This is a genomic window from Photorhabdus cinerea, from assembly GCF_011189575.1.
Taxonomy (GTDB): Bacteria; Pseudomonadota; Gammaproteobacteria; order Enterobacterales; family Enterobacteriaceae; genus Photorhabdus; species Photorhabdus cinerea.
The window spans coordinates 199,300-222,318 of the sequence record NZ_PUJW01000002.1 but is presented as its reverse complement, the minus strand read 5'-3'; the positions used below and the strand labels follow the sequence as shown (position 1 = coordinate 222,318).

Below are 23,019 nucleotides of genomic sequence, written 5' to 3'. Positions count from 1 at the left end.
TAACCGCCATTTTTATAGGATATCTTCATGCACACGGACCTTCTCTCCCCAGATTCGCTGCGCCAGCTCATATCTGGACTGTTTAATCAAAAAAATATTTTGGTGGACGATAACGACGATTTAATTCGCAATGGGCTGGATTCAATGCAAATAATGGCATTGCTAAACCAGTTTAGACGTCAGGGACATCGCGTTACTCTGCGCGAACTTTACCAAAAGCCAACACTGCATGCCTGGAGCCAGCTTCTACAACGCCATGCCCCTGCCGCTCACGCAGTGTCCCAAGATGCAACTCCACAGCCACTGATTGCAGATGCTCGCCCGTTCCCATTGACGGCAGTACAGCATGCTTATTTTGTTGGACGTTCACCGGAACAAACGTTGGGGGGAGTTGGTTGCCATCTGTACCAAGAGTTTGATGGTGTTGGGCTGGAGCCTGAACAATTGGAAGCTGCAATTCATGTGCTGATTCAGCGGCATCCGATGTTACGCGTGCGGTTTTTGTCAGATGGTCGCCAGCAAGGTATGCCCAATGCTTACTGGAAAAAATTAACTGTTCATGACCTGCGCAACCTGACAACCAATGAACAACAACAAGCGTTGAATAACATACGTGAACAACTGGACCATCGGGTATTACAGGTTGAAAAAGGGGAAACTTTCGATATTCAGCTTAGCCTGTTTGGTGACAATCAACATCGGCTACATGCCAATATCGATCTGCTGATCATGGATGCCGCCAGTTTCAGCCTGTTCTTTACTGAACTAGCAGCATTAATTACCAAACGCAACCTGCCTGCTATTTCTTCTGACTATGATTTTTGCAGTTATCTAGCGCAATATCAGGCCCAATTTGAGCAGGCACGACAAGAAGCCGAAGTATTCTGGCGTAACCGGTTAGATGCCCTTCCCTCTGCTCCGCAACTTCCGTTAGCCAGGGAACCGTCCTTAATAAAAAACGTCCGGATTCAACGCAGATGTTTCCGTTTAGCACCTGAATATTGGGAACGTTTTAAACAACTTGCTCAACAAAATGGTGTTACACCAACCATGGCATTAGCGACCGCATTTGCCGCTTTATTATGTCGCTGGAACAATGCAACACGCTTGTTATTCAACCTAACGCTATTTGACAGAGCTCCACTGCATACCGCGGTTGACAACATGCTAGCCGATTTTACCAACATTCTGCTGTTGGACATTCCCGGTGATAATTTACCGTTCTGCCAACTGGCTCAGGATGCACAAGCAACATTTGCCGAAGCTTACGAACATCGTCATTGGTCTGGTGTAGAAGTTCTCCGTGAACTCAAGAAACGTGGTAGCCACCCACATGGCGCGCCAATTGTGTTTACCAGCAATTTAGGCCGACCTTTATATGGTGAAAATACCCGTGATGTTCTGGGTAAACCAAGTTGGGGAATATCACAAACACCTCAAGTATGGCTGGATTTCGTTGCCTTTGAACATGAAAACGCTCTGAATATTCAGTGGGATAGTAACGATGAACTCTTCCCTGACGGCTTAATGGATACCTTATTCACTGCCTATCAGGGACTGATTGAGAGCCTGACGGAAAACGCCGCGCAGTGGAACGAAAAGCTACCGGATCTGATGCCGCAATCGCAATACCATCTGCGACACCAAATCAATAACACCGTTGAACCACTACCAAATGCCCTGCTGCATGAGGAGGTGTTCATACGAGCAGAACATACACCAAATGCTGTTGCTTTGGTGACTCATAATAAAAAAATGAGTTATGGCGAATTAAGTCTGACAGCCCGCCGGTTAGCCGCCGTGCTGCAAAAAATGCCGGTTATGCCGGGAGACCGGGTTGCCATTAGCATGGAAAAAGACATCGGACAAATTGTTGCCGTATTAGCCATACTTTATGTCGGCGGTGTTTACGTTCCAGTTCCCGTTGATCAACCATTAAGCCGACGTCGTGCTATCTGTGAAAGTGCCGGGATCAATGTCGTTATCATTGCCCCTGAACAGCAGGATGACGTTTGGTCACAAGATATACACTGCATGTCCTGGCGTCAGGATGAGCAATTACCCCCTTTAACAAACATGCCTAAGTGTGCAGTTACTGATCCGGCTTATATCATCTACACCTCTGGTTCAACCGGGATGCCAAAAGGTGTGGTTATCAGCCACCAAAGCGCTCTCAATACCTGCCTGGACATCAATCGCCGTCATCAAGTTCAAAGTCGTGACCGGTTACTGGCACTTTCTGCCCTGCATTTCGACCTCTCTGTTTATGACATTTTTGGCATTCTCAGTGCAGGAGGTGCGCTGGTATTAATTAACGAAGCCCAACGCCGCGACCCATCAACTTGGGAAATGCTGATCGAGCACCATAACGTTACGTTGTGGAACAGCGTACCGGCGCTGTTCGATATGTTACTGACCTATTGTGAAGGAATGGAGGTAAATGCGCCGAAAGCTCTTCGTACCGTGATGCTGTCTGGGGACTGGATCGGCTTATCACTGCCTGAGCGTTATCGTGCATTCAATCCTGATGGTGTATTAAGTGCTATGGGCGGCGCAACGGAAGCTGCTATCTGGTCGAATGAATATATCGTCAAACAAGTTGACGCACAGTGGCGCTCCATTCCTTACGGTTATCCTTTGGCTAACCAGCGCTACCGTGTCATTGGTGAAGATGGCCGTGATTGTCCTGACTGGGTTGTCGGTGAACTTTGGATTGGTGGAGCCGGTGTAGCATTAGGCTATTTTAATGATGAAGAGCGCACTTGCGCTCAATTTGTCGTCGATCAAGGAGAACGCTGGTACCGTACTGGTGATCTGGGCTGTTACCATCCCGAAGGCTGGCTTGAGTTTATGGGACGCCGCGATAGTCAGGTGAAAATTGGTGGATACCGAATTGAGTTAGGAGAAATTGATGCTGCCCTCAATCAAGTAACCGGGATCAGTAAAGGGGTTGCCTTAACCAGCGGCGAAAAAGAGAAATCGCTGGTGGCATTCCTTGAATTGGAAGACGATACTTTATGCCAACGTGTAAATCATGCTCCGCAGTTACCGACAAACTATCGCGATCTATTTCCTGCAACGCAGGCAATAACCGATGATAGCCGTGAACCTCAAGTTGCCATATTTCTGCTAGAGCATCTGTCTCGTCACGGTATTACGTTTACTTCACCTCAATCGCTCACTGATTGTTTGAAACACTATCAGCCTCAACCAGAATACCGCGACTGGTTTGCCCGTATGCTGGCGTATCTTTGCCAACGCAGTCTATTGGCTGAATCTACACATCATGTCTATCAGGCCGCATTGTCATCCACCACATGCAATAATAATGAAGCAGGATGCATCCCTGAACGCTGGCATTCTATGCTACGTAGTATTCTTACCGGGCAACAGGCAGCAGTCACATTACTTGATGATCCGCAATTCGCACCAGAACAACAGCTCTTCGAGCTACCAGAAACCCAACAATGGTTGGCTGGATTAAAACAGGTCATCATTACCCTTTCCCAACGGTTACAACGCCCTGTTACTGTAATGGAGTTCGACGCCCGCAGCGGCCTCTGTGCCCAGTGGCTGGCAGAACATATTACTAACCAACATCTGTCTTATCTCGGCTTTGAACGTTCTCAGGCATTGATTAACCAGATGCAAACACGGTTAAGTGGTTATATTCATGCCTCAGTACAGTATTGGTCAAAAAAATGCTGGCCTGAACACATTCCTGAGTCTCTACAGCATCAGGCAGATATCATCCTGCTAAACAATGTATTACACCGCGAGGAAGATCCGGCAAGTTGCATCAAAGCGTTGATACCTCTGGCACAACCAGGTGCGTTGGTATTGGCAATGGAGTTGCAACAAGCCTCGTCTCTCTCTTTGATTACAACTGAATTACTCTCGCCTCACGGTATTCAATTACGCTCTGCGTCACAGTGGCTGCCTCTTCTACCACTACAGACGGAAACACCCATTACCATCGGCAATCTTAGTGTGTTGTTGATGCAAGCAAGTGACAACGTCACGATTCCTGATCGGGAAAAAATTAAGTCCGTGCTGGCGCAACATTTGCCGGGATATATGATCCCACAGCGTTTACACATTATTCCGCGTCTGCCCCTAACACCTAACGGCAAAATTGATCGTAAAGCACTGGCACAAAACTTACAGTCCGCAACAAAAACAGAAGTGCCACACCAAAATGAAATTGCCTTGTTAAATACGGTGGAACAAACTGTTGCCGACATTTGGCAATGCCTGCTAAATACAGCGCTGTTAGGCCGTAATAGCGACTTTTTCCAACTTGGTGGTGATAGTCTTCTGGCTACACGTTTGATTGGTGAACTGACACAACAAGGCTTCAAAGGCGAACTTGGTCATCTTTTCCGTAACCCGCAATTGGCGGCGTTTGCGGCTACACTTGCTCCTCTGTCTGAAACTGCATCAGAAACCTATTCAATCCCAGAAGAACAAGATCAATATCAGCCTTTCCCATTAACCGAAGTTCAGCAAGCTTATCTGGTTGGACGCCATCTTGGTTTTGCCCTCAGTGGTGTTGGTGCCCATTTCTTTATCGAATACCGGATAGAACAGTTAGATGTTCAACGTTTAAACCGGGTATTAAATCGCCTGATCCAGCGTCATCCTGTGCTTAGAACTATTGTGATTAATGGACAGCAGCAGATACTGAAAGATGCCCCGACGTTCTCAGTTAAACAACACCAATTTACTGATATTACCGAGGCAGACACATTACGCGAACGTCTGTCACATCAGGTATTAGATGTCAGTCACTGGCCGGTGTTCGATTTCCAACTTGCACAAGACAACAGCCTTGTCTCCCGGCTATTTGTCAGCCTGGATAATTTGTTACTAGACGGATTGAGCATGCAGATATTGCTGGCTGAATTAGAACAGCTCTATCTCGACGAACAGCACGAATTGCCGCCACTGAAAGTCACATTCCGGGATTGTGTGTTACACCAGCAACAAATGCCGGCACATCAGAACTCACTGCAATATTGGCAGGAGCAAGTGAAAACATTGCCACTGGCCCCGCAATTACCATTGCGTATTGCACCGGAAAGTGTTCAATCTCCGCGCTTTGTACGCTATAGCGATCGGTTATCTGCACATGAATGGAATCAGTTAAAGCAACATGCTGCCCCCCATCAGATAACCCCTTCTGCGCTTTTAATTGCGGCTTATGCGGCTGTTTTGTCCGCATTCAGCACCAGACCGGAGTTAACCCTCAATCTTACCCTTTTCGATCGTCCGCACTGGCACGAGGACATTAATCACATTCTGGGGGATTTCACTTCACTGTCATTACTGGCCTGGCATCCGGAAAAAAATTGGTTATCAAGTACACGGCGACTGCAACAACAGTTATGGCAGGATCTGGATCACCGGCATATTTCAGCTATCAGAGTGATGCGTGAACTGGCACAGAGCCGTGGCCCCGATGCGGCCATTATGCCCGTCGTTTTCACCAGTGCATTGGGAACACATGAAGGACAATTCCTTTCACATTCATCATGGATGAAACCGGTTTGGGGTATCTCACAAACGCCACAAATCTGGTTGGATCATCAGGTTTACGAATCTGACAATGAGCTTTGCCTAAACTGGGATGCTGTCGAAGAATTATTTGAGCCGCATCAGTTACAAAACATGTTCAACTGCTATATGGCGCTATTGCGTACCCTCGCGGCACAACCAGAAAGCTGGCATTCAGCATTGGAACAACTGATGCCACGCCAGCAATACACAATGGTTGCAGATAACGCTGCTGTTGTTACTGCGCCATCACCGCGTTCAGAAGGCATCGATCCCCAAATATGCAGTGAAATTCAACGCCTGTTTTTATCGGTAACTAATCATCCTATTAATGCACGACAAAACTTTTTTGAGGCAGGAGCCAACTCGCTACAGCTCATTCAACTGCATGGCAAATTACAACATGCGGGTTTCCACCATCTTGCCGTGACTGATTTATTCGCTTATCCAACACCAGAGACGCTCAGCTTGCGCTGCCGAAAGGATGCCCACGACGGAAATCGCCAGTCGATTACCCCTCGTCAGCGTCAACAACAAAAGCGTCTGCAACAACGGGAAAAACGTCATAAAGGAGCTGCATAATGACTGATTTAACGCCTCACTACGATAATTGTGATCCCATCGCAGTGATTGGCCTTGCCTGCCGCTTTCCGCAGGCACCAGATAGCAATGCTTTCTGGCATAACCTGCAACATGGGATTGAGTGTACTGCTGCACTCTCCCGTCAAACATTATTGGATGCAGGTATTCCTCCTGAAGTCATTGATAGTGAAAACTTTGTCAATCAGGCCGCGATACTGGAGAACGCGGAACAATTTGACGCTACGCTGTTTGGCTATTCACGTCAGGAAGCAGAGATGCTCGATCCTCAACAGCGTCTATTCCTGCAAACAGCCTGGCATGCTCTTGAACATGCGGGTTATGCGCCGCGTAATATACACCTGAAAACAGGCGTTTTCGGTAGTAGCCGGGTCAGTACTTGGCCTTCATGGTCACAATTCACAATGACCGATGTCGGCAAAGTTAAAGGACTTCAGGCACTAATCAGTAACGATAAAGATTATCTTGCAACTCGTACTGCCTATAAATTAAACCTGAAAGGTCCTGCATTAACGATACAAACCGCGTGTTCAAGTTCACTGGTTGCCGTGCATATGGCTTGTGAGAACCTGCGCGCTGGTGAGTGTGACATGGCACTGGCTGGTGGTGTGGCAGTTTCGTTCCCACAAGAAAGCGGTTATTTGTATCAACCTGGGATGATCTTCTCGCCTGATGGACATTGCCGACCCTTTGATAGTCAGGCAAATGGCACATATGGCGGCAATGGTGTTGGCGTTGTCACGCTAAAACGTCTGAGTGACGCTTTACGCGATGGCGATCCTATCATGGCGGTATTACGTGGCAGTGCAATTAATAACGATGGCAACGAAAAAGTTGGCTTTACTGCACCTTCGGTTAATGGTCAGCGCAGCGTTATTACCGAAGCATTACAACTGGCTGATGTCAGCATTGATGATGTTGGCATGATTGAAGCGCACGGTACAGGCACACCTCTTGGCGATCCAATAGAAGTTGACGCATTACGCAGCATATTCGCTGATCGTAGTGTGGCAGTACCGCCCTGTTACCTTGGCTCCGTGAAAAGTAACATGGGCCATCTTGATACTGCCGCAGGCATTGCCAGCTTGATTAAAGCGGTTCTGTCTGTCTGGCATGGTTACATTCCGCCAACTATCAATGTACAGCAACCTAATCCGGCATTACGGCTGGAACAAAGTCCGTTTAGGCTGGCAACACAAGGACAGCACTGGACACAAGAATTGCGTACCGCAGGCGTTTCTTCATTCGGTATTGGTGGTACCAACTGTCATATCGTGGTGCAATCATTGCCAGAAGAATTACATCGTCGCCGTGTCAATCATTCGCAAACCTCACCGTTACTACTCTCTGCGGCTTCTGAATCCTCGTTGCGTCAATTGGCACAACGTTACGCGACGGCACTCAATGATGCGCCAGAGCATCATGCTGATCTGGCTTGGACCGCATTACAGGGGCGCGACCTCTCACTCCCCTGGCGTTTAGCGCTGACATTGACGTCACAAAGTGCCGCAAACCTATCCACCTTTGCGAACAATAGCCCAACACCAAACATTTTTAGCGGGCAAGCCAATAGCGAAAGCAAACAACTCTGGCAATTCAGCGGCCAAGGCTGTCAATGGTCTGGCATGGGAAAAGCCATGTATGCCAGCTCTCCTGTTTTCTCGGCTATGCTGGATCGTTGTTGTGCTGCCTGTACATCCGAGTTGGCATTACCATTAAAAGCAGTGATGTTCGGAGAGCATGATGCCGCATTAGCCACCACCGAATACGCACAACCGGCAATTGTGGCGCATCAAATTGCGCTGGCGACACATTGGCAAGCGCTTGGATTAAAGCCTGATTACGTACTGGGGCACTCCGTTGGAGAATTTGCCGCTGCTGCTGTTGCTGGGATTTTCACGCCTGAACAAGTGATGCCACTAGTCGCGGTACGGGGCAAACTGATGCAAAAATGCTCCCAGGGGGGAGCGATGCTGGCAGTTTTTGCCAACGAAGAAGATATTCTTCCCTTTACTCACTCACTGGCATTGGATCTGGCGGTTTGCAATGGCCCGCAACACTGGGTTTGGGCCGGTACAGAGACGGAAATTGACACACTGGCACAACGTCTGGAACAGCAACAAATTCGCTGCCAGCGTCTTAACGTTGCCTGTGCTGCACATTCAGCCATGCTTGATTCAGTTCTGGATGCATTTTCCCGGCTCTGTAACGGCTTACAGCCTACATCAGGAGAAATTCCGCTGATTTCCACCCTGACAGCGAATATTGCAACTTCTGAACAGCTAGGTTCACCAGACTACTGGCGTAATCATATGCGCCAGACTGTGCGCTATTATCAGGCAGTTGAATTTGCCCGCCGGCAAGGTGTTGCATTATTCGTAGAGTTTGGTGCTGATGCACAGTTAACGGGCATCGGGCGGCGTGTCAGTCTGCCACGAGAAACCTGGGTTGCTGGTGCACAGCGTCAAAGTTCTCCAGAAACCGCTCAGCAAACGGCACTGATGCAACTTTACTGTGCCGGTGCACATCTTGATTGGCAGCACCTTTTCCCGCTCACCGGGGTAAAATGCCATGCTCCGCTCTATCCATTTGATGAACAGCATTACAGCTTCCCTGTGGCTGAATCTGTGCCGCACTCAGCCAATATCAATACAGGGCTTGATGTCAATTCCCTGCTCGATCCTGCCATTGAGCAAAACTCCGATGCGGCAATACTACGAGCACTGTATACCGATGCATTGGTATATCAATGCATCGGGCGTGATGCTGAACAAGGTTTCAGTGCCATCGACACGATTCGGGCTGGCCGGCTGCAACCTTGCTGGCGCCCTTTGCTGGAACAATTATTGACTTATTGTGTCCAGCAAGATTATTACCAGGAAGTTACCGGACCAACGGCAAGTAAAATGTATCGTCCTCACAATGCCCTACCGTATGCCAAACGCCGGTCATTGGAGGCAAGTTTACTCGCGACTTTCCCCGCATTGATTTATGCTGGCGAACGCTTATTCGCGCTGTTAAGTGATCGTGCCGATCTTCCCTGCCAATTTGTGGCAGCACGATCCATGACAAAATCATGGCTTCCTGCGCCACAGCCATGCCCTGAGACTCACTATGCCCTGCATTGGCGTACAATAAACACGGCGGATAAACAGAGATCCTCAACGGCATATACCCTCCGTTCCTCAACTGCAAATGACGAGATTATTAATCACTGGCGTCAGGCGGGTATTAATTTACAGCCTGAAAGCGGAAATACGTTATTACTGCTCGAAGGCAGTGATGTTGTTGAATTATGTGATCAGGTTATTAGCGAATTAAAACGCGATAAAACAGCACCTTTAACCGTTGTAACCTGCCGCGCTCAACCGGAAACCACCTTATCAAAAGAGAATATCAATCCAGCTCAATACGCTGTTTGGGCGTTGCTGCGTGTCGCGGTTGAAGAGTATCCCCATCGTCATATTCAGGCGATTGATATGGCTGACATCAACGATTCTGACTCTTTGTCATTAGCGCTTAGCTATCTGAATGAACATAACCGCTGGCTGAGAGTACGTGGAAATCAAGTCTCTATCCCTGTTTTACAACGTCAACCATTACCGTTATCGCAACAGCCGATGTCAATTCCCCATCAGGGTTGGCACATCGTTACAGGCGGCATGGGCGGTATCGGTCAAATTTCCATCCGTTGGTTGCTGGCCCAAGGCGCGCGTAAGATTGCTGTGTTTGCCCGCCGCCAAAATGCGGATTGGGATACTTTTGTGCAAGAGTTGTCACAGAATACCGAATGTGAAATACGCTGGATTAATGTTGATATCACTGATACGCCAGCCTTGTTAAACGCAGTGCAAACGCTAGCACAAGAGGATTGTATCGCCGGCGCGATTCATGCGGCAGGTATAGCGGATCATACCCGGCTGGCAGAACTTGAGCATCAACGCTTATCACAGATGTTATCCGTCAAAGCTCAGAGTGCATCGACGTTGCAAGCTGCGCTTCAACAACATAATGCACAATATCTGCTGCTTCACGCTTCTGCTGCATCGATGTTAGGTGCTCAGGGCCAAGGTGCTTATGCAATCGCCAACGCTTGTTTGGAATCTTTAGCGCTGACAGCATCGAATCAATTGATGGTAAAAGCGTTGGTTTGGGGCGTTTGGGGCGGCATTGGTATGGCCAGCGACCGGCGATTAGTGGAAAAACTGGCGCAAGATGGCATGTTACCGTTCAGCGCAAATGAAGGTATCTGGCATTTCAATCAATCTCTGCGTACCGCATTTCCTTGCTATCTGGCAATGCGGTTAGATGAAAATCATCCTGATATTTTACGGCGCTTACAGGCTGGTATTACCTATACGGCTGCAACATCTATTCCTTCACTCGCTACTAATAACGCGCTATATCAGGATAGTGAGCAACGGCTCAATTGGTTGCGTCAACGTGTCGCAACATTATTGCGATTAGAACAACCTGAACGTTTAGAACCACAACAGGATTTATTGCAATTCGGTTTGGATTCCCTGCTCTTCCTGGAGCTGAATACGGTCATCCACCAGCAATTTGGCTTTAGATTAACCGCGGGATTGGCTTATCAGAATATGACGCTGAAAGGGCTGAATGAACTGATTGGCGACGCATTGCCTGAACAGCCAGTAGTCTCTTCTCAGCCTGAAATCATGATTGACAGTTCCCAGCGTCATGCACCATTCCCTCTGACGCCAATTCAGCACGCTTACTGGATTGGTCGTACTCAGGCCATTGATTTTGGTGGTGTAGCTTGTCACGTTTTATTTGAATGGGATCTGGAACTGGATAGTTTTGATATCCCGCGTTTTGAAAAAGCATGGAATGCTTTAATTCAGCGTCATGGCATGTTGCGCATGGTCGTGGATGAAGATGGACAACAAAGGATTTTGCCTGAAACGCCTTGGTATGCTTTATCACAGGATGATTTGCGAACGCTAGACGATACAGCTTGCGAACAGACTTTGGCTCAGCGTCGTCATACCCTGTCCTATCAAGTACCACCTGCGGAGCAGTGGCCACTATTTGAAGTCTCTGTTTCGCTGCTACCGAATGAACATTGTCGCTTACATATGAACCTGGACCTGTTGCAGTTTGACGTACAGAGTTTCCGGATCATGATGGACGATCTACAACTTGCTTATCGCCAGCAACCATTGGCTCCACAAGCATTTACTTTCCGCGACTATGTGATGGCAGAACAAGCGCAACGTGAAAGTAAAGAGTGGCGGGCATCGTGGGAATACTGGCAGGAACAATTACCTTCACTGCCCCCAGCGCCAAGATTACCGTTGAACCCACAGCTGCCTCAGCGTAATCAGCCACAATTCACGACTTATGAAGGTCGACTAGCACAATCTGACTGGCAGATACTTAAACAAAGCTGGAAAAAATGGGGCGTGACGCCTTCTGCCGGTCTGTTAACACTGTTTGCTCATACGCTTGAATGGTACAGCCGTCATCCGCTGTTTACCCTCAACCTGACATTCTTTAACCGGCAGCCTTTCCATCCAGAAGTTCAAAATCTGATTGGTGATTTTACCTCAGTCATGTTGATGGATTTTGATTTACGCAAGACAACCTCCCTGCGTGCCAGCATGGAAAAAACCCAAGCCTTGCTCTGGCAACGACTGAGCCATAACCATGTTAATGGTGTTGAAGTATTGCGGGAACTTGGCCGTCAACAACATGGTGAAACTCAAAGCAGACAACCACTGACGCCGGTCGTTTTCACCAGTATGTTGGGAATGGCACAAGAAGGTGTGGCAATAAAACAATCCATCACTCAATTGCTCGGCGATCCGGTCTTTGTTCTGAGTCAAACTCCGCAAGTCTGGCTGGATCATCAGGTCATGGAAGTCGACGGTGATCTGCTATTTAACTGGTACTGCATGGACGATGTGCTAGAGCCGGGTGTCATTGAAGCGCTGTTTGCTGCTTATAATGCGCTGTTAGTGCAAATTTGCCGCCAGCCTGACCGCATAGAGCATTATGATCTTCATACGCCACCTTCTGGTCACACACGTTATGACTTCTGGCCACAACATCCTGAATTGCGTCAGGCCGAACAAAATCTGCGTGCTAAGCCTGAAATACGGCTGGCAGAAATCCAGCCACGTCAGGACGAAACCCAAGGTTATAATTTATGGCTGGTGGCAGAAAATAATTTGTCATTATCGCTGCCAGAACCGCTGGTTATAAACACCGATGTATTGCCACTACCGACGTTAACAGAGCAACAAGCGTTTGAACGCTCCTGGCAACACATTGAACAACAAGCATTATTGGGTCTGAGCCAGACTTTACTACGCCATAACCTATTCACTGCTCCACAACAAAGCCACTCTCGTGAAGAGATTGAACAACGTTTACAACTGGTGCCACAGTATCAACGCCTGCTTACCCAATGGCTGACGTTATTAAACAAGCAAGGATTTATTGAAAAAATCGGTGACGGATACCGTTGTTTGCAACCGCTTAATCATATTCCTGCTCCTACAGCAAAACTGGATGATGCAGTATGGTGCCAAACCATCAGTCGCTATGTAGCAACCTGTATCGGGCAACATGATGCCCTGCTTGCCGGACGAGGCAATGCATTGGAACTGCTGTTTGACGATAAACAAACCACAGCCAGCCTCTACAGTGAGAACCCAGCATTACGTTGCCTGAACCAAACTGCCGCTGAAATTGTCCACCAATTGAGCCAGACATCCGAGCATTTCTCCGTATTGGAAGTGGGTGCAGGAACTGGCGCAACCTCAGCGAAAGTACTTGCACACAATGCACAAGCTATTGAAAGTTACCACTTTACTGATGTTTCACCGTTATTCCTGGATGATGCCCGCCAGTTACTCAATCACTATGGCGAAACCGTAAAATTTGCCCTGTTCGACATTAACCAACGTATCGATTTTGGTCAGCATCCTGAATCCGGTTATGACCTGATTATGGCGGTTAATGTATTACATGATGCAATCCATCTGAGAAATACCCTGCAACGCCTGTCTCGGTTACTGAAACCCGGTGGATGGTTGCTGATTATTGAATCAACCAAACGCGAAAGTGCTATGCAACTCGCCAGTGTTGGATTTATTGAAGGCATCAACGCCTGGACCGATGATCGCGGTGATAGTGCGTTGCTGGAACTTGCTGACTGGCGTAAGTGTCTGGAGAAGTCCGGTTATCGGGTTTCATTGGAATGGCCGGGACAAAACGGGCCAGAACTGCATCAACAACTGATTCTGGCGCGGACTGAACGGCAAGCACGGCTTAATGTCAGTGAAATAGCAGCACAATTTTCCACCTTGCCTTACTCATTGCATATTCAACAGCAAGAGCAATTACCGCTGCCAGTGACAGAGAAAATAGTGACAGCGAAAGAGAGCATGGTACAACCGTTAACCACGGAAATCGGGCAACCGGAAAAAGAAGATGACCAGCTCCATGATATTGAACAGCAAGTGATTGCGCTCTGGAGTTCACTGCTTCCTCAGACAATACAGCGTCACAGTGACTTTTTCCAAAGTGGCGGTGACAGCTTAATTGCGACCCGAATGGTGGTGCAACTACGCCGCCAGGGTTACGAACAGGCCAATCTGCAACAACTATTCGAACATCCTCAGTTGAGTGAATTCTGCCGTACCTTGCGGGTAGTCGAGACAAATTCAGCTACGCTTACGACACCACAACAAACTGAACCAGCATCAGAGCAGACTCTGCCACTCACCGCGCTACAATATGCTTATTGGTTGGGAGAAAGCCAACTGTTCCAGTTTGGTAACGGCATCGCCCACTTCTACGCTGAACTGGCTATCAACGAGCTTGATCTTCCTCGTTTCACCGCCGCCTGGAATCGTGTGATAAACCATCATGCGCAATTACGCGGTTATGTGAACGATGGGCAATATCATATTCTGCCGGCAGTGCCCTGCTATACACCGACGGTCATTGATTGCCGTACCATGACGCTGAATGAGCGCGAGACACAGCTGGATAATGCCCGCGACACTCTGCGTACTCAAGGGGTTCCCAGCGACAACTGGCCGCTGTTTGATTTAGCGCTGTACCATACTGATGATCGGACGCACTTATTGCATTTGACCATTGACTTGTTGGTGGCTGATGGCAAAAGTCTGACGTTAATCTTGCGTGATTTACACCATTGGTATCAGGAACCTAACTGGCAGCCAGAACCGCCGGCAGCAACTATCGGTGACTATATTCAAGCCCTGGAGAATGAGAAAACCGGAGAAACCTGGCAACAAAGCCGGCAATATTGGCTTGATCGCTTACCTTCGCTTCCTGATGCGCCAGTGTTACCACTGAAAGATCACCAGTCACAGCAACTTGATCAACAGTGCCTGACAGGATATATCAGCCCACAACAATGGCAGCGTTTGCAACAACGCGCAGCAGAACACCGGGTATCACCTTCACAAGTTATGCTCACGCTATTTGCACATATTTTGTCGGTATGGAGCAACAGCGAGCATTTCACTATCAATGTCCTGCATGGTAACCGCCTGTTAATGCCACAACATTGCGATATGTTAGTCGGCAATCTGTCTACCACATCACTGCTGGAAGTGGATTTACGCAATATCACAGGCTTCGGTGATGCAGTAAGCCGGATACAAAGACAATGGTTAGCGGATCTTCAACATGCGCTGTTTGACGGACAATTGGTACTCAGAGAGAAAAATCAGCATCGTCACAACCTGAACGCGGGAATGCCGATCGTATTCAACGATACAACCGGTACTGCGGGCAAAGGGCCATCAGGATTAGGAACGCTGAATCTCTTTGGTGCACAAACACCACATGTTTATCTCGACTGTATGCTCATTTCCGGCGTAGAGGGTAGCATCATTATACAATGGGCGATCTTGCCGCAACTGTTCCAACCCCAGGTTGCAGAAAACATGTTTGCTCATTATCAAGCCAGTGTCGTTGCACTGCTCGAACCTGATTATCAATGGAGCAACCCGCTTACTCACTGGCTGCCGGCCAGTGATCGCACGTTGTGTCAGAACAGTAATGCGACAAAAAACATATTTCCACCACACACCCTTTGCTCGCTAATTGAACAGGCAGTAAACCGTTACCCACAACACACCGCAGTTGTTGATGCCTCTCGTCAGATCGACTATCGCACTTTGTGGTCACAAAGTCTGACACTGGCGGCTCATCTGCAAGCGCAGGAAAATCAGACTTCATCTCTGATTGGCGTGGTGATGGAAAAAGGTTGGGAACAGGTTGTCGCGGTTATTGCGATTTTATTAGCAGGACGAGCTTATCTGCCTATTGATGCTAGTTATCCGCAACAGCGCATCCATCAGCTATTAGCCTCAGGAGAAGTTGATACCGTACTGACTCAACCTAAGTTTATTCAACAGATAAGCTGGCCTGACAATGTACACGTAATCTCTCTGAATGAAACATTACTTAACAATCTACCAGTCAACCCAGCTAAGCAGAGTTTATCGGCACATCCGGAAGATTTGGCTTATGTAATCTTCACATCAGGTTCTACCGGAAAACCGAAAGGCGTGATGATAGATCATCAGGGCGCGGTCAACACCATCCTTGATATTAACCAACGCATTGCACTCAATGAACACGATAGCGTGCTGGCAATCTCAGAGTTAACCTTCGACCTCTCAGTTTATGACCTATTCGGCACCTTGAGCCGCGGGGCAAAACTGATTATGCCTGCTCCTGGTGACAGTAAGCAGCCCGATAAATTACTGACATGGTTACAGCAAGAATCGGTAACAGTTTGGAACTCTGTTCCGGCATTTGTGCAACTGCTTGAGGAATATGCCCGAAGCTACCCACATTCCCTGAATAGTCTGCGTTGGATATTGATGAGCGGTGATTGGATACCGACCAATTTACCAGCAAAATTATATGCTCTCCACCCAGAGCTAAATCTTCTCAGTTTGGGAGGCGCCACCGAAGCATCAATCTGGTCTATCGCCTATCCTATCGCACAAGTTGATCCAAATTGGCGCAGCATTCCATATGGTAAGCCTCTGGATAATCAGACTTTCTATGTGCTTAATTCAGCGCTTTCACCTTGCCCTATCTGGGTCAGTGGTGAGCTTTACATTGGCGGACAAGGGTTAGCGCTGGGTTATTGGGCCGATTCAGAAAAAACTGAACAAGCATTTATCACTCATCCGCAAACAGGTGAGCGACTTTACCGCACAGGTGACTTAGGACGCTGGCGACCAGACGGTAATATCGAATTTCTGGGGCGCAATGATCACCAGATTAAAATTCGTGGCTACCGGATTGAGCTAGGCGAAATTGAGCACCGTTTATGTGAGCACCCTGATGTACAACAAGCGTTAGTGTTTGCACATACTACGTCAACCGGCGCATTGCAACTCGTCGCAGGCTTACGTTTAACGGACAACGCCTCCGTATCTACAGAGCTTTTACCGATACTGCCCCACTGGTTGCAGCAAACCTTGCCGGTTTGGATGTGCCCACAGCGATTTATCACTCTTGATACGATCCCCGTATCAGACAACGGTAAAATCGACAGGCGCACATTGGTTACTCTGGTTGAAGCAGCGCAAGAAGTTAATTCAATGTCATCGGTAACGATTCTCAACGCGACCGGACAAGCTGTATTGAGCCTTTGGGAATCGGTATTAGAGCAACAAGATATCAACGTACATGAGAGTTTCTTTACTCTTGGCGGAGATTCTCTTGCCGCGGTGCGATTAATGGTGAAAATCAATCAGACGTTCAATCGCCAATACCCGCTCAGCCTGCTACAAACTTACGATACCGTACATTCATTGGCTGAATTTATTGAACATCAACCGGAAAACGCTTGCCAGAGTGTGATACTGAACAAAGGAAACGTTGAGCAACCAGCATTGTTCATCGTACATCCTATTGGTGGACATCTACTGGGATATCGCCATTTAGCGGCTAATTTCAGCGCCCAGCGCATGATTGGGTTAGCATTTACACCAGATAGCCTGAACGATGAGCCATCCGTTGCAGCGCTGGCAACTAACTATATCAACCAAATCCGTACCTTCCAGCCTAAAGGACCTTATGCACTGGCGGGTTGGTCTTTCGGTGGGCTCGTGGCCTATGAAATGGCGCATCAGTTACGGGCTGTGGGTGAAAGCGTTTCTCATTGCATCCTGATTGATAGTTTCGCGCCAAACGTGCGCACTGATTTGACTCTGGATGATGCATTCTGCCATCGTCATTTCCTGCTCGATTTACAGGGACAATTCCCCGATCTGGCGCTGGATAACGGCGCTATCGCGGCTAACACTGAGACATTCCTTCAAGCGCTGCATGAAGCCTTGCCACAATCTGCACAGATTGATAGCTCGCTGACTGCCCTTTATTCTGTGTGGCGCCATAACCTGAGTGCCTTACTTAACTACTGTCCACCGCAGACTTCACAGCCTTTCTGTCTTATCCGGGCAGTACAGGCATTACCTGATTTTATGGATTACCTCGATCCAACCACAATCACCTCAACTGATCTTGGCTGGCAGGCTTTCGGGCCAGTCAACGTGACACAACTTGATGGTGATCATTACAGCCTATTCCAACACAAACATGTCGGCTCTCTGGTTACCTGTCTGAAAGACATCCTGAATCCAGTTCCAGCTATTGAGCCTGTTAAGGAGAACATATGATAAAGCCACGGCGGGTTCTGATTGTCGGTTCAAAATTTGGCGAACTGTACCTTAATGCGTTTCTACAACCTCGGCCAGGTCTGGAACTGGCAGGGATTCTGGCGCAAGGAAGTACGCGTTCGCAGCAACTTGCCTGTGATTTCAACGTGCCACTATTTCGCTCATTGGATGAACTGCCGGACGACATCGATATTGCCTGTGTGGTCATACGTGCAGAGGTTATTGGTGGCAAAGGCGACCAATTAACCCAGGCATTATTGGCACGAGGTATTTCTGTTATTCAGGAACACCCGCTTGATGCAGAATCCATCAAAAGGCACCAGTTAGCCGCCAACAAACATGACGCTATGTTTTGGGCAAATAGCTTTTACAGTCAATGCCATGCCGGTAGAAGCTGGTTACATGCAGCACAGCAAATCAATCAATTATCACAGCAACGCCCGGTAAGTGGCTATCTGACAACCAGCCGTCAGTTACTATTTTCCGCACTTGACCTGTTGTTACAAGCATGTCATTGCCCGGAACAAATGGAGATAGTCTATGTAGGTCAACGGAGCAACGCATTTCATTGCTTTGAACTCAGCTTTGCGGGTACAACGATAACATTAAACGTTCAATCTTATCTGGACCCCAGAGATCCAGACATGCATAACCTGGTGATGCATAAAATGACGCTAATCTGGCCTGCTGGTTATCTCACGCAAGAAGCCAGTTATGGGCCGGTTATCTGGACACCGGTTCTTCATGCACCACATCATCTGAACAATGAGCAAAGCCTCTACCTAAATGCCAGTCAGTCGGATGGCGCTTACCTGCACCAGACAACATCACAAATTCTTTGTCCGGCAACCCAAAATTGGATGACAGCATTTGAATGTGATGGTGCCGAAGGAGTAGCATTTCTACTAAATACCCTGGGTTCTGTATTGGATGGCGTGCTCTGCCCACCTGCTTTTTCCTACGATTACCAACTGAGGCTGGCAGGCTTATGGCAACAAATTTTACGCATTATGGGAGAGCCGGTTACCCAGGATTTATCACCCCCAGTCTGGATTGAGCCAACCCAATTAATGCTAACTAAGGAAAAACAGTGATGACCTGGGCACTCCCTACACACCCGATGATTCGTCCGTGCCTGACGACTCACGGCAAACCCAAATACACATTGCTAATCTGCCCCTTTGCCGGGGGCAGTAGTAGTGCATTCCGCCAATGGTCCACATTGGAAAATTCAGATATAGCGGCTTCACTGGTGATTTACCCCGGACATGACAGCCGTATGAATGAACGTGCGGCCACCCGGATTGAGCCATTAGCCCAATCACTTGCCGATCTGATCGTATCATTCACTCCTGCACAGAGAGATAACTTGATACTGGTTGGTCATAGCATGGGCGCTCAAGTCGCTTTTGAAACTTGCCAACGCCTTGAACAACATAACTGTTCTCTCAAAGCGCTAGTACTTTCGGGGTGTCATGCACCCCATCTTCAACCCCGCCGCCAACTGAGCGAATTGCCTGATCATGAATTCATTGAACAACTGATTGATATCGGCGGTTGCAGCCCGATGTTACGAGAAGATCCAGGGTTGCTTGCGCTATTCTTACCAATGCTGCGTGCTGACTTTTTTGCTACAGAGCACTATTACCATGCCATTCAAACTGATTCAGTAAAACTGCAAACACCAACACTGTTACTTCATGGCAGCGAAGACAAAGAAGCCACTGCTATGGAAGTTCAGCAGTGGCATCATTGGCTTGCAGGTGGCGAACAAAACCTTTTGTATTGCTGCCAGGAAGTTGCCGGCGACCATTTTTATATTACTCAAGATCCTCAGAGCTTTATTCGTCACGTTACACAGTTTATACAATATGTCTATTTACAGGAGTTCGCATAATGGCACCTTTTTCTATCCCAGGGAAAACACTGACTATGACGCCAGACTATCTTTGGAATGGCAAAACGCTGGACCAACAACTTGCCGGTTGGTCTGGTATCTGGGGTAATAAAACAGCGCTGATCTATCAAGAACAACAGCTAACTTACCGTGAATTGCACCAATCCGCAGAAAGATTGGCCAGTGGGTTATTTCACCGGGGAATACGTCGTGGTGATAACGTCATGGTACAACTGCCTAACCGCATCTCCTTTGTCGTCACCTGTTTTGCTTTGTTTAGACTGGGTGCTCACCCAGTGTTATTAATGCCTACACAACGAGCACATGATATTCATGCGCTTTGCCAGATTGCGCGCCCGGTGGCTTACATTATCCCTGATTGTATCCATGGCTTTGATTACCGGGAAATGGCGCGGGAAGTTGCGGCATCTTGTCCCGATCTGAAACATATTATTGTTGATGGGGAAGCAGAAGAATTTACCACATTGGCATTTATTGATAATGAACCGCTCAATGTTCCTGGCCCATGTTATGGCGATATTGCCGTATTGTTACTCTCCGGAGGAACGACGGGGACACCGAAATTAATTCCGCGTACTCACGACGCCTATACTTATGATTTTGTCCTCTCTGCCCGTCTGTGTGCGGTAAATACGGAAAGTGTGTATTTAACGGTATTGCCTGTTGCCCATAACTTCACCTTAGGCAGCCCCGGTATTCTGGGTACCCTTTCTCAAGGGGGATGTGTACTCCTGAGTGATACCGCCAGTTGTGATGAAGCCATGCCATTGATCGAACGGCACAAGGTGACACATTTAGCATTAGTTCCCGCACTTGCGCGGCTCTGGGAACAAGCCCGCGACTGGGAACAAAGCGACCTTTCATCCCTATGTTGCTTACAAGTCGGTGGTGGCAGGCTCACACCGGAACTGGCTGAACTGGTCATAACACGCCTTGGTCCTTTGCAGCAGGTATTTGGTACAGCAGAAGGATTACTTTGTTACACCCGATTGGACGATACCTACGAGGTCATCATTAATACCCAAGGGCGCCCGCTGTCAGAAGAAGATGAGATCAAAATCGTTGATGCCAATTTGCAACCTATTGCACCCGGTGAGGTAGGCGAACTTATTACACGAGGCCCCTACACCATTACCGGATATTATCGCGCAGAACAGCATAATGCTGTCGCTTTTACTACTGATGGATTCTACCGTACCGGCGATCTGGTTCGTATGACTTCAAATGGCAACCTGATCGTTGAAGGACGCATTAAAGAACAGATTAACCGCAGTGGTGAGAAAATTTCGACGCAAGAAGTTGAAACATTGTTGCTGCAACATCCTGACATTGATGATGCGGTTGTCATTGCTGTTCCAGATGAACTATTGGGTGAACGAATTTGCACCTGCCTGCTCAAGAGTGGCAACCAACCAGAACCCGCACAGATACAGGCATTTTTGCATCAAAAAGGTGTTCAACGCCATAAAATCCCTGATCAATGGTTGTTTGTGGCGTATTGGCCATTAACCACCGTAGGAAAAATCGACAAACGCCAATTAATACAGATGGCACAAGCAGAACATGGAAGTCCAATGCAGCAATATCATGAACACACTATCGCGATTACCAGTACTCCGTTAGATCTCATCACTCATTTGCTCTCAGATGATAATGATTCACAACCTTGTACGCTCTATGAAACAAAAGGTGAATGGTCATTAGGGATGGGCTGTGCAGCGACCATAAGTGCAGATACATCGGGACAATTGATTGATTCACAAGGTAATCATCATCCATACGATATTAATACATTAAGCCAAAAGCTTGAGCAGGCTCTTAATGCTCTCCCTATCAAAGACTGGCGTGCTTATGGGAGAACACTATTTGAGTTTTCCCATATAACCTATGGGTTACCATTAGAACAACAAGATGAAGCATTAATAAAAATCACTATTCCACAGCATGAATTACGCATAACTCAAGGGCAAGTTCTGATCCGGACACTTGAAGAAAATCAGATCGCTATATTGAGCGAGAAAATCAAGCAAGCTGATCAATCAGGCACACCGGCTTTCCCATATACAAAACATATGGAAATTATCAATACATCAGACGCAGCGAAACATTATCAATCTAACGTAGCGAATGCGGTTAAGGACATTGCCACAGGTCACTACCAAAAAGTGATCCTGTCACGTAAAGTTGAGCTTGGACCCAATATTGATATGACGCATAGTTACTGGCTGGGCCGTCAGGCTAACACGCCTGCCCGCTCTTTCTTCTTACGTGATGAAGATTTCTCTGCTTATGGTTTCAGTCCAGAAACTGTGGTTGAGGCAGATGGTTCAGGTTGGGTCAGCACCCAACCATTGGCAGGTACCAGAGCATTGACCCATGATAAGGAGCAGGATCAACGGCTGCGGGCAGATTTACTTTCTGACCCGAAAGAAATCTCCGAACACGCTGTTTCTGCCAAACTGGCATTAGAAGAATTGGCGCCGATTTGTCAGGCTGAAACCCTTTGTGTGTCAGAATTTATGGCTATTCGTGAACGTGGTTCGGTACAACATTTGGCATCACGGGTAAAAGGATTATTACAAACAGACAAAAATCGTTGGGATGCATTCATCGCCTTATTCCCGGCAGTAACCGCTTCGGGGATACCGAAGAAACCTTCTTTACAGGCAATTTCACGTTATGAAGGTGAACCACGTCGGCTCTATAGCGGTTGCGTCATGTTATTAGATAGCTCAGGTAAACTGGATGCCGCGCTGGTATTACGCTCTCTCTATCAGCATAAAGGACGCTGTTGGCTCCAGGCTGGCGCGGGGCTAGTCAGAGATTCCAAACCGGAAAGGGAATGGCAAGAAACCTGCGAAAAACTTGACTGCATTATGAAATACGTTCGCCCTTATTCCGAAAAAGAAGATTAATCACATTACAGGAAGAATCTGGACCAGCTCTGATTTTTCCTGGGTAATCAGTTAGTAATAAAATAGTCGCTCATCCAATGAAGCTTTGCTTCTTTAAAGAAAGCAATAAGGATGAGCGCACTATAACCTGTATCACCGGTATCTGATAGGCATGCAAGCCTATTTAGCAAAAATGACCCCCGTCGCTTTTCGGCAAATAAATAATTCCCCCGCTAATCCAAAAATAAACATTTTTTCCTCATTGCAAAATTCACCTTTTTACTATGATTAATAAGTCACCTCTGATTTTTCCTTCTAGTGACAACAGTTAATCTAAAAAAAC

The 23,019-nt window shown here is 47.7% G+C and carries 5 protein-coding genes; all 5 read left to right on the top strand.

Annotated features, from left to right (window positions below; translation table 11 throughout):
• Nucleotides 1–27: 27 nt before the first annotated feature.
• The 5 genes from C5469_RS03095 to C5469_RS24200 are packed head-to-tail and all read left to right on the top strand — an operon-like array spanning nucleotide 28 to nucleotide 22,697.
• Nucleotides 28–6,138: a non-ribosomal peptide synthetase gene (locus C5469_RS03095; RefSeq protein WP_166302182.1), complete on the top strand. Its 6,111-nt coding sequence runs from the start codon at nucleotides 28–30 to the stop codon at nucleotides 6,136–6,138.
• Nucleotides 6,138–17,864, top strand: coding sequence for a non-ribosomal peptide synthetase/type I polyketide synthase (locus C5469_RS03090; protein WP_166302179.1), 11,727 nt, complete (start codon nucleotides 6,138–6,140; stop codon nucleotides 17,862–17,864). The genes C5469_RS03095 and C5469_RS03090 overlap by 1 nt, the downstream gene beginning before the upstream one ends.
• Nucleotides 17,861–18,958 (top strand): Gfo/Idh/MocA family oxidoreductase, encoded by a 1,098-nt coding sequence (locus C5469_RS03085; RefSeq protein WP_166302177.1) that lies wholly within the window; start codon nucleotides 17,861–17,863, stop codon nucleotides 18,956–18,958. The genes C5469_RS03090 and C5469_RS03085 overlap by 4 nt, the downstream gene beginning before the upstream one ends.
• Nucleotides 18,958–19,761 (top strand): thioesterase II family protein, encoded by an 804-nt coding sequence (locus C5469_RS03080; protein ID WP_242689380.1) that lies wholly within the window; start codon nucleotides 18,958–18,960, stop codon nucleotides 19,759–19,761. The genes C5469_RS03085 and C5469_RS03080 overlap by 1 nt, the downstream gene beginning before the upstream one ends.
• A 35-nt stretch (nucleotides 19,762–19,796) precedes the next feature.
• Nucleotides 19,797–22,697: a salicylate synthase gene (locus tag C5469_RS24200; protein ID WP_339413592.1), complete on the top strand. Its 2,901-nt coding sequence runs from the start codon at nucleotides 19,797–19,799 to the stop codon at nucleotides 22,695–22,697.
• The last annotated feature ends 322 nt before the right edge of the window (nucleotides 22,698–23,019 follow it).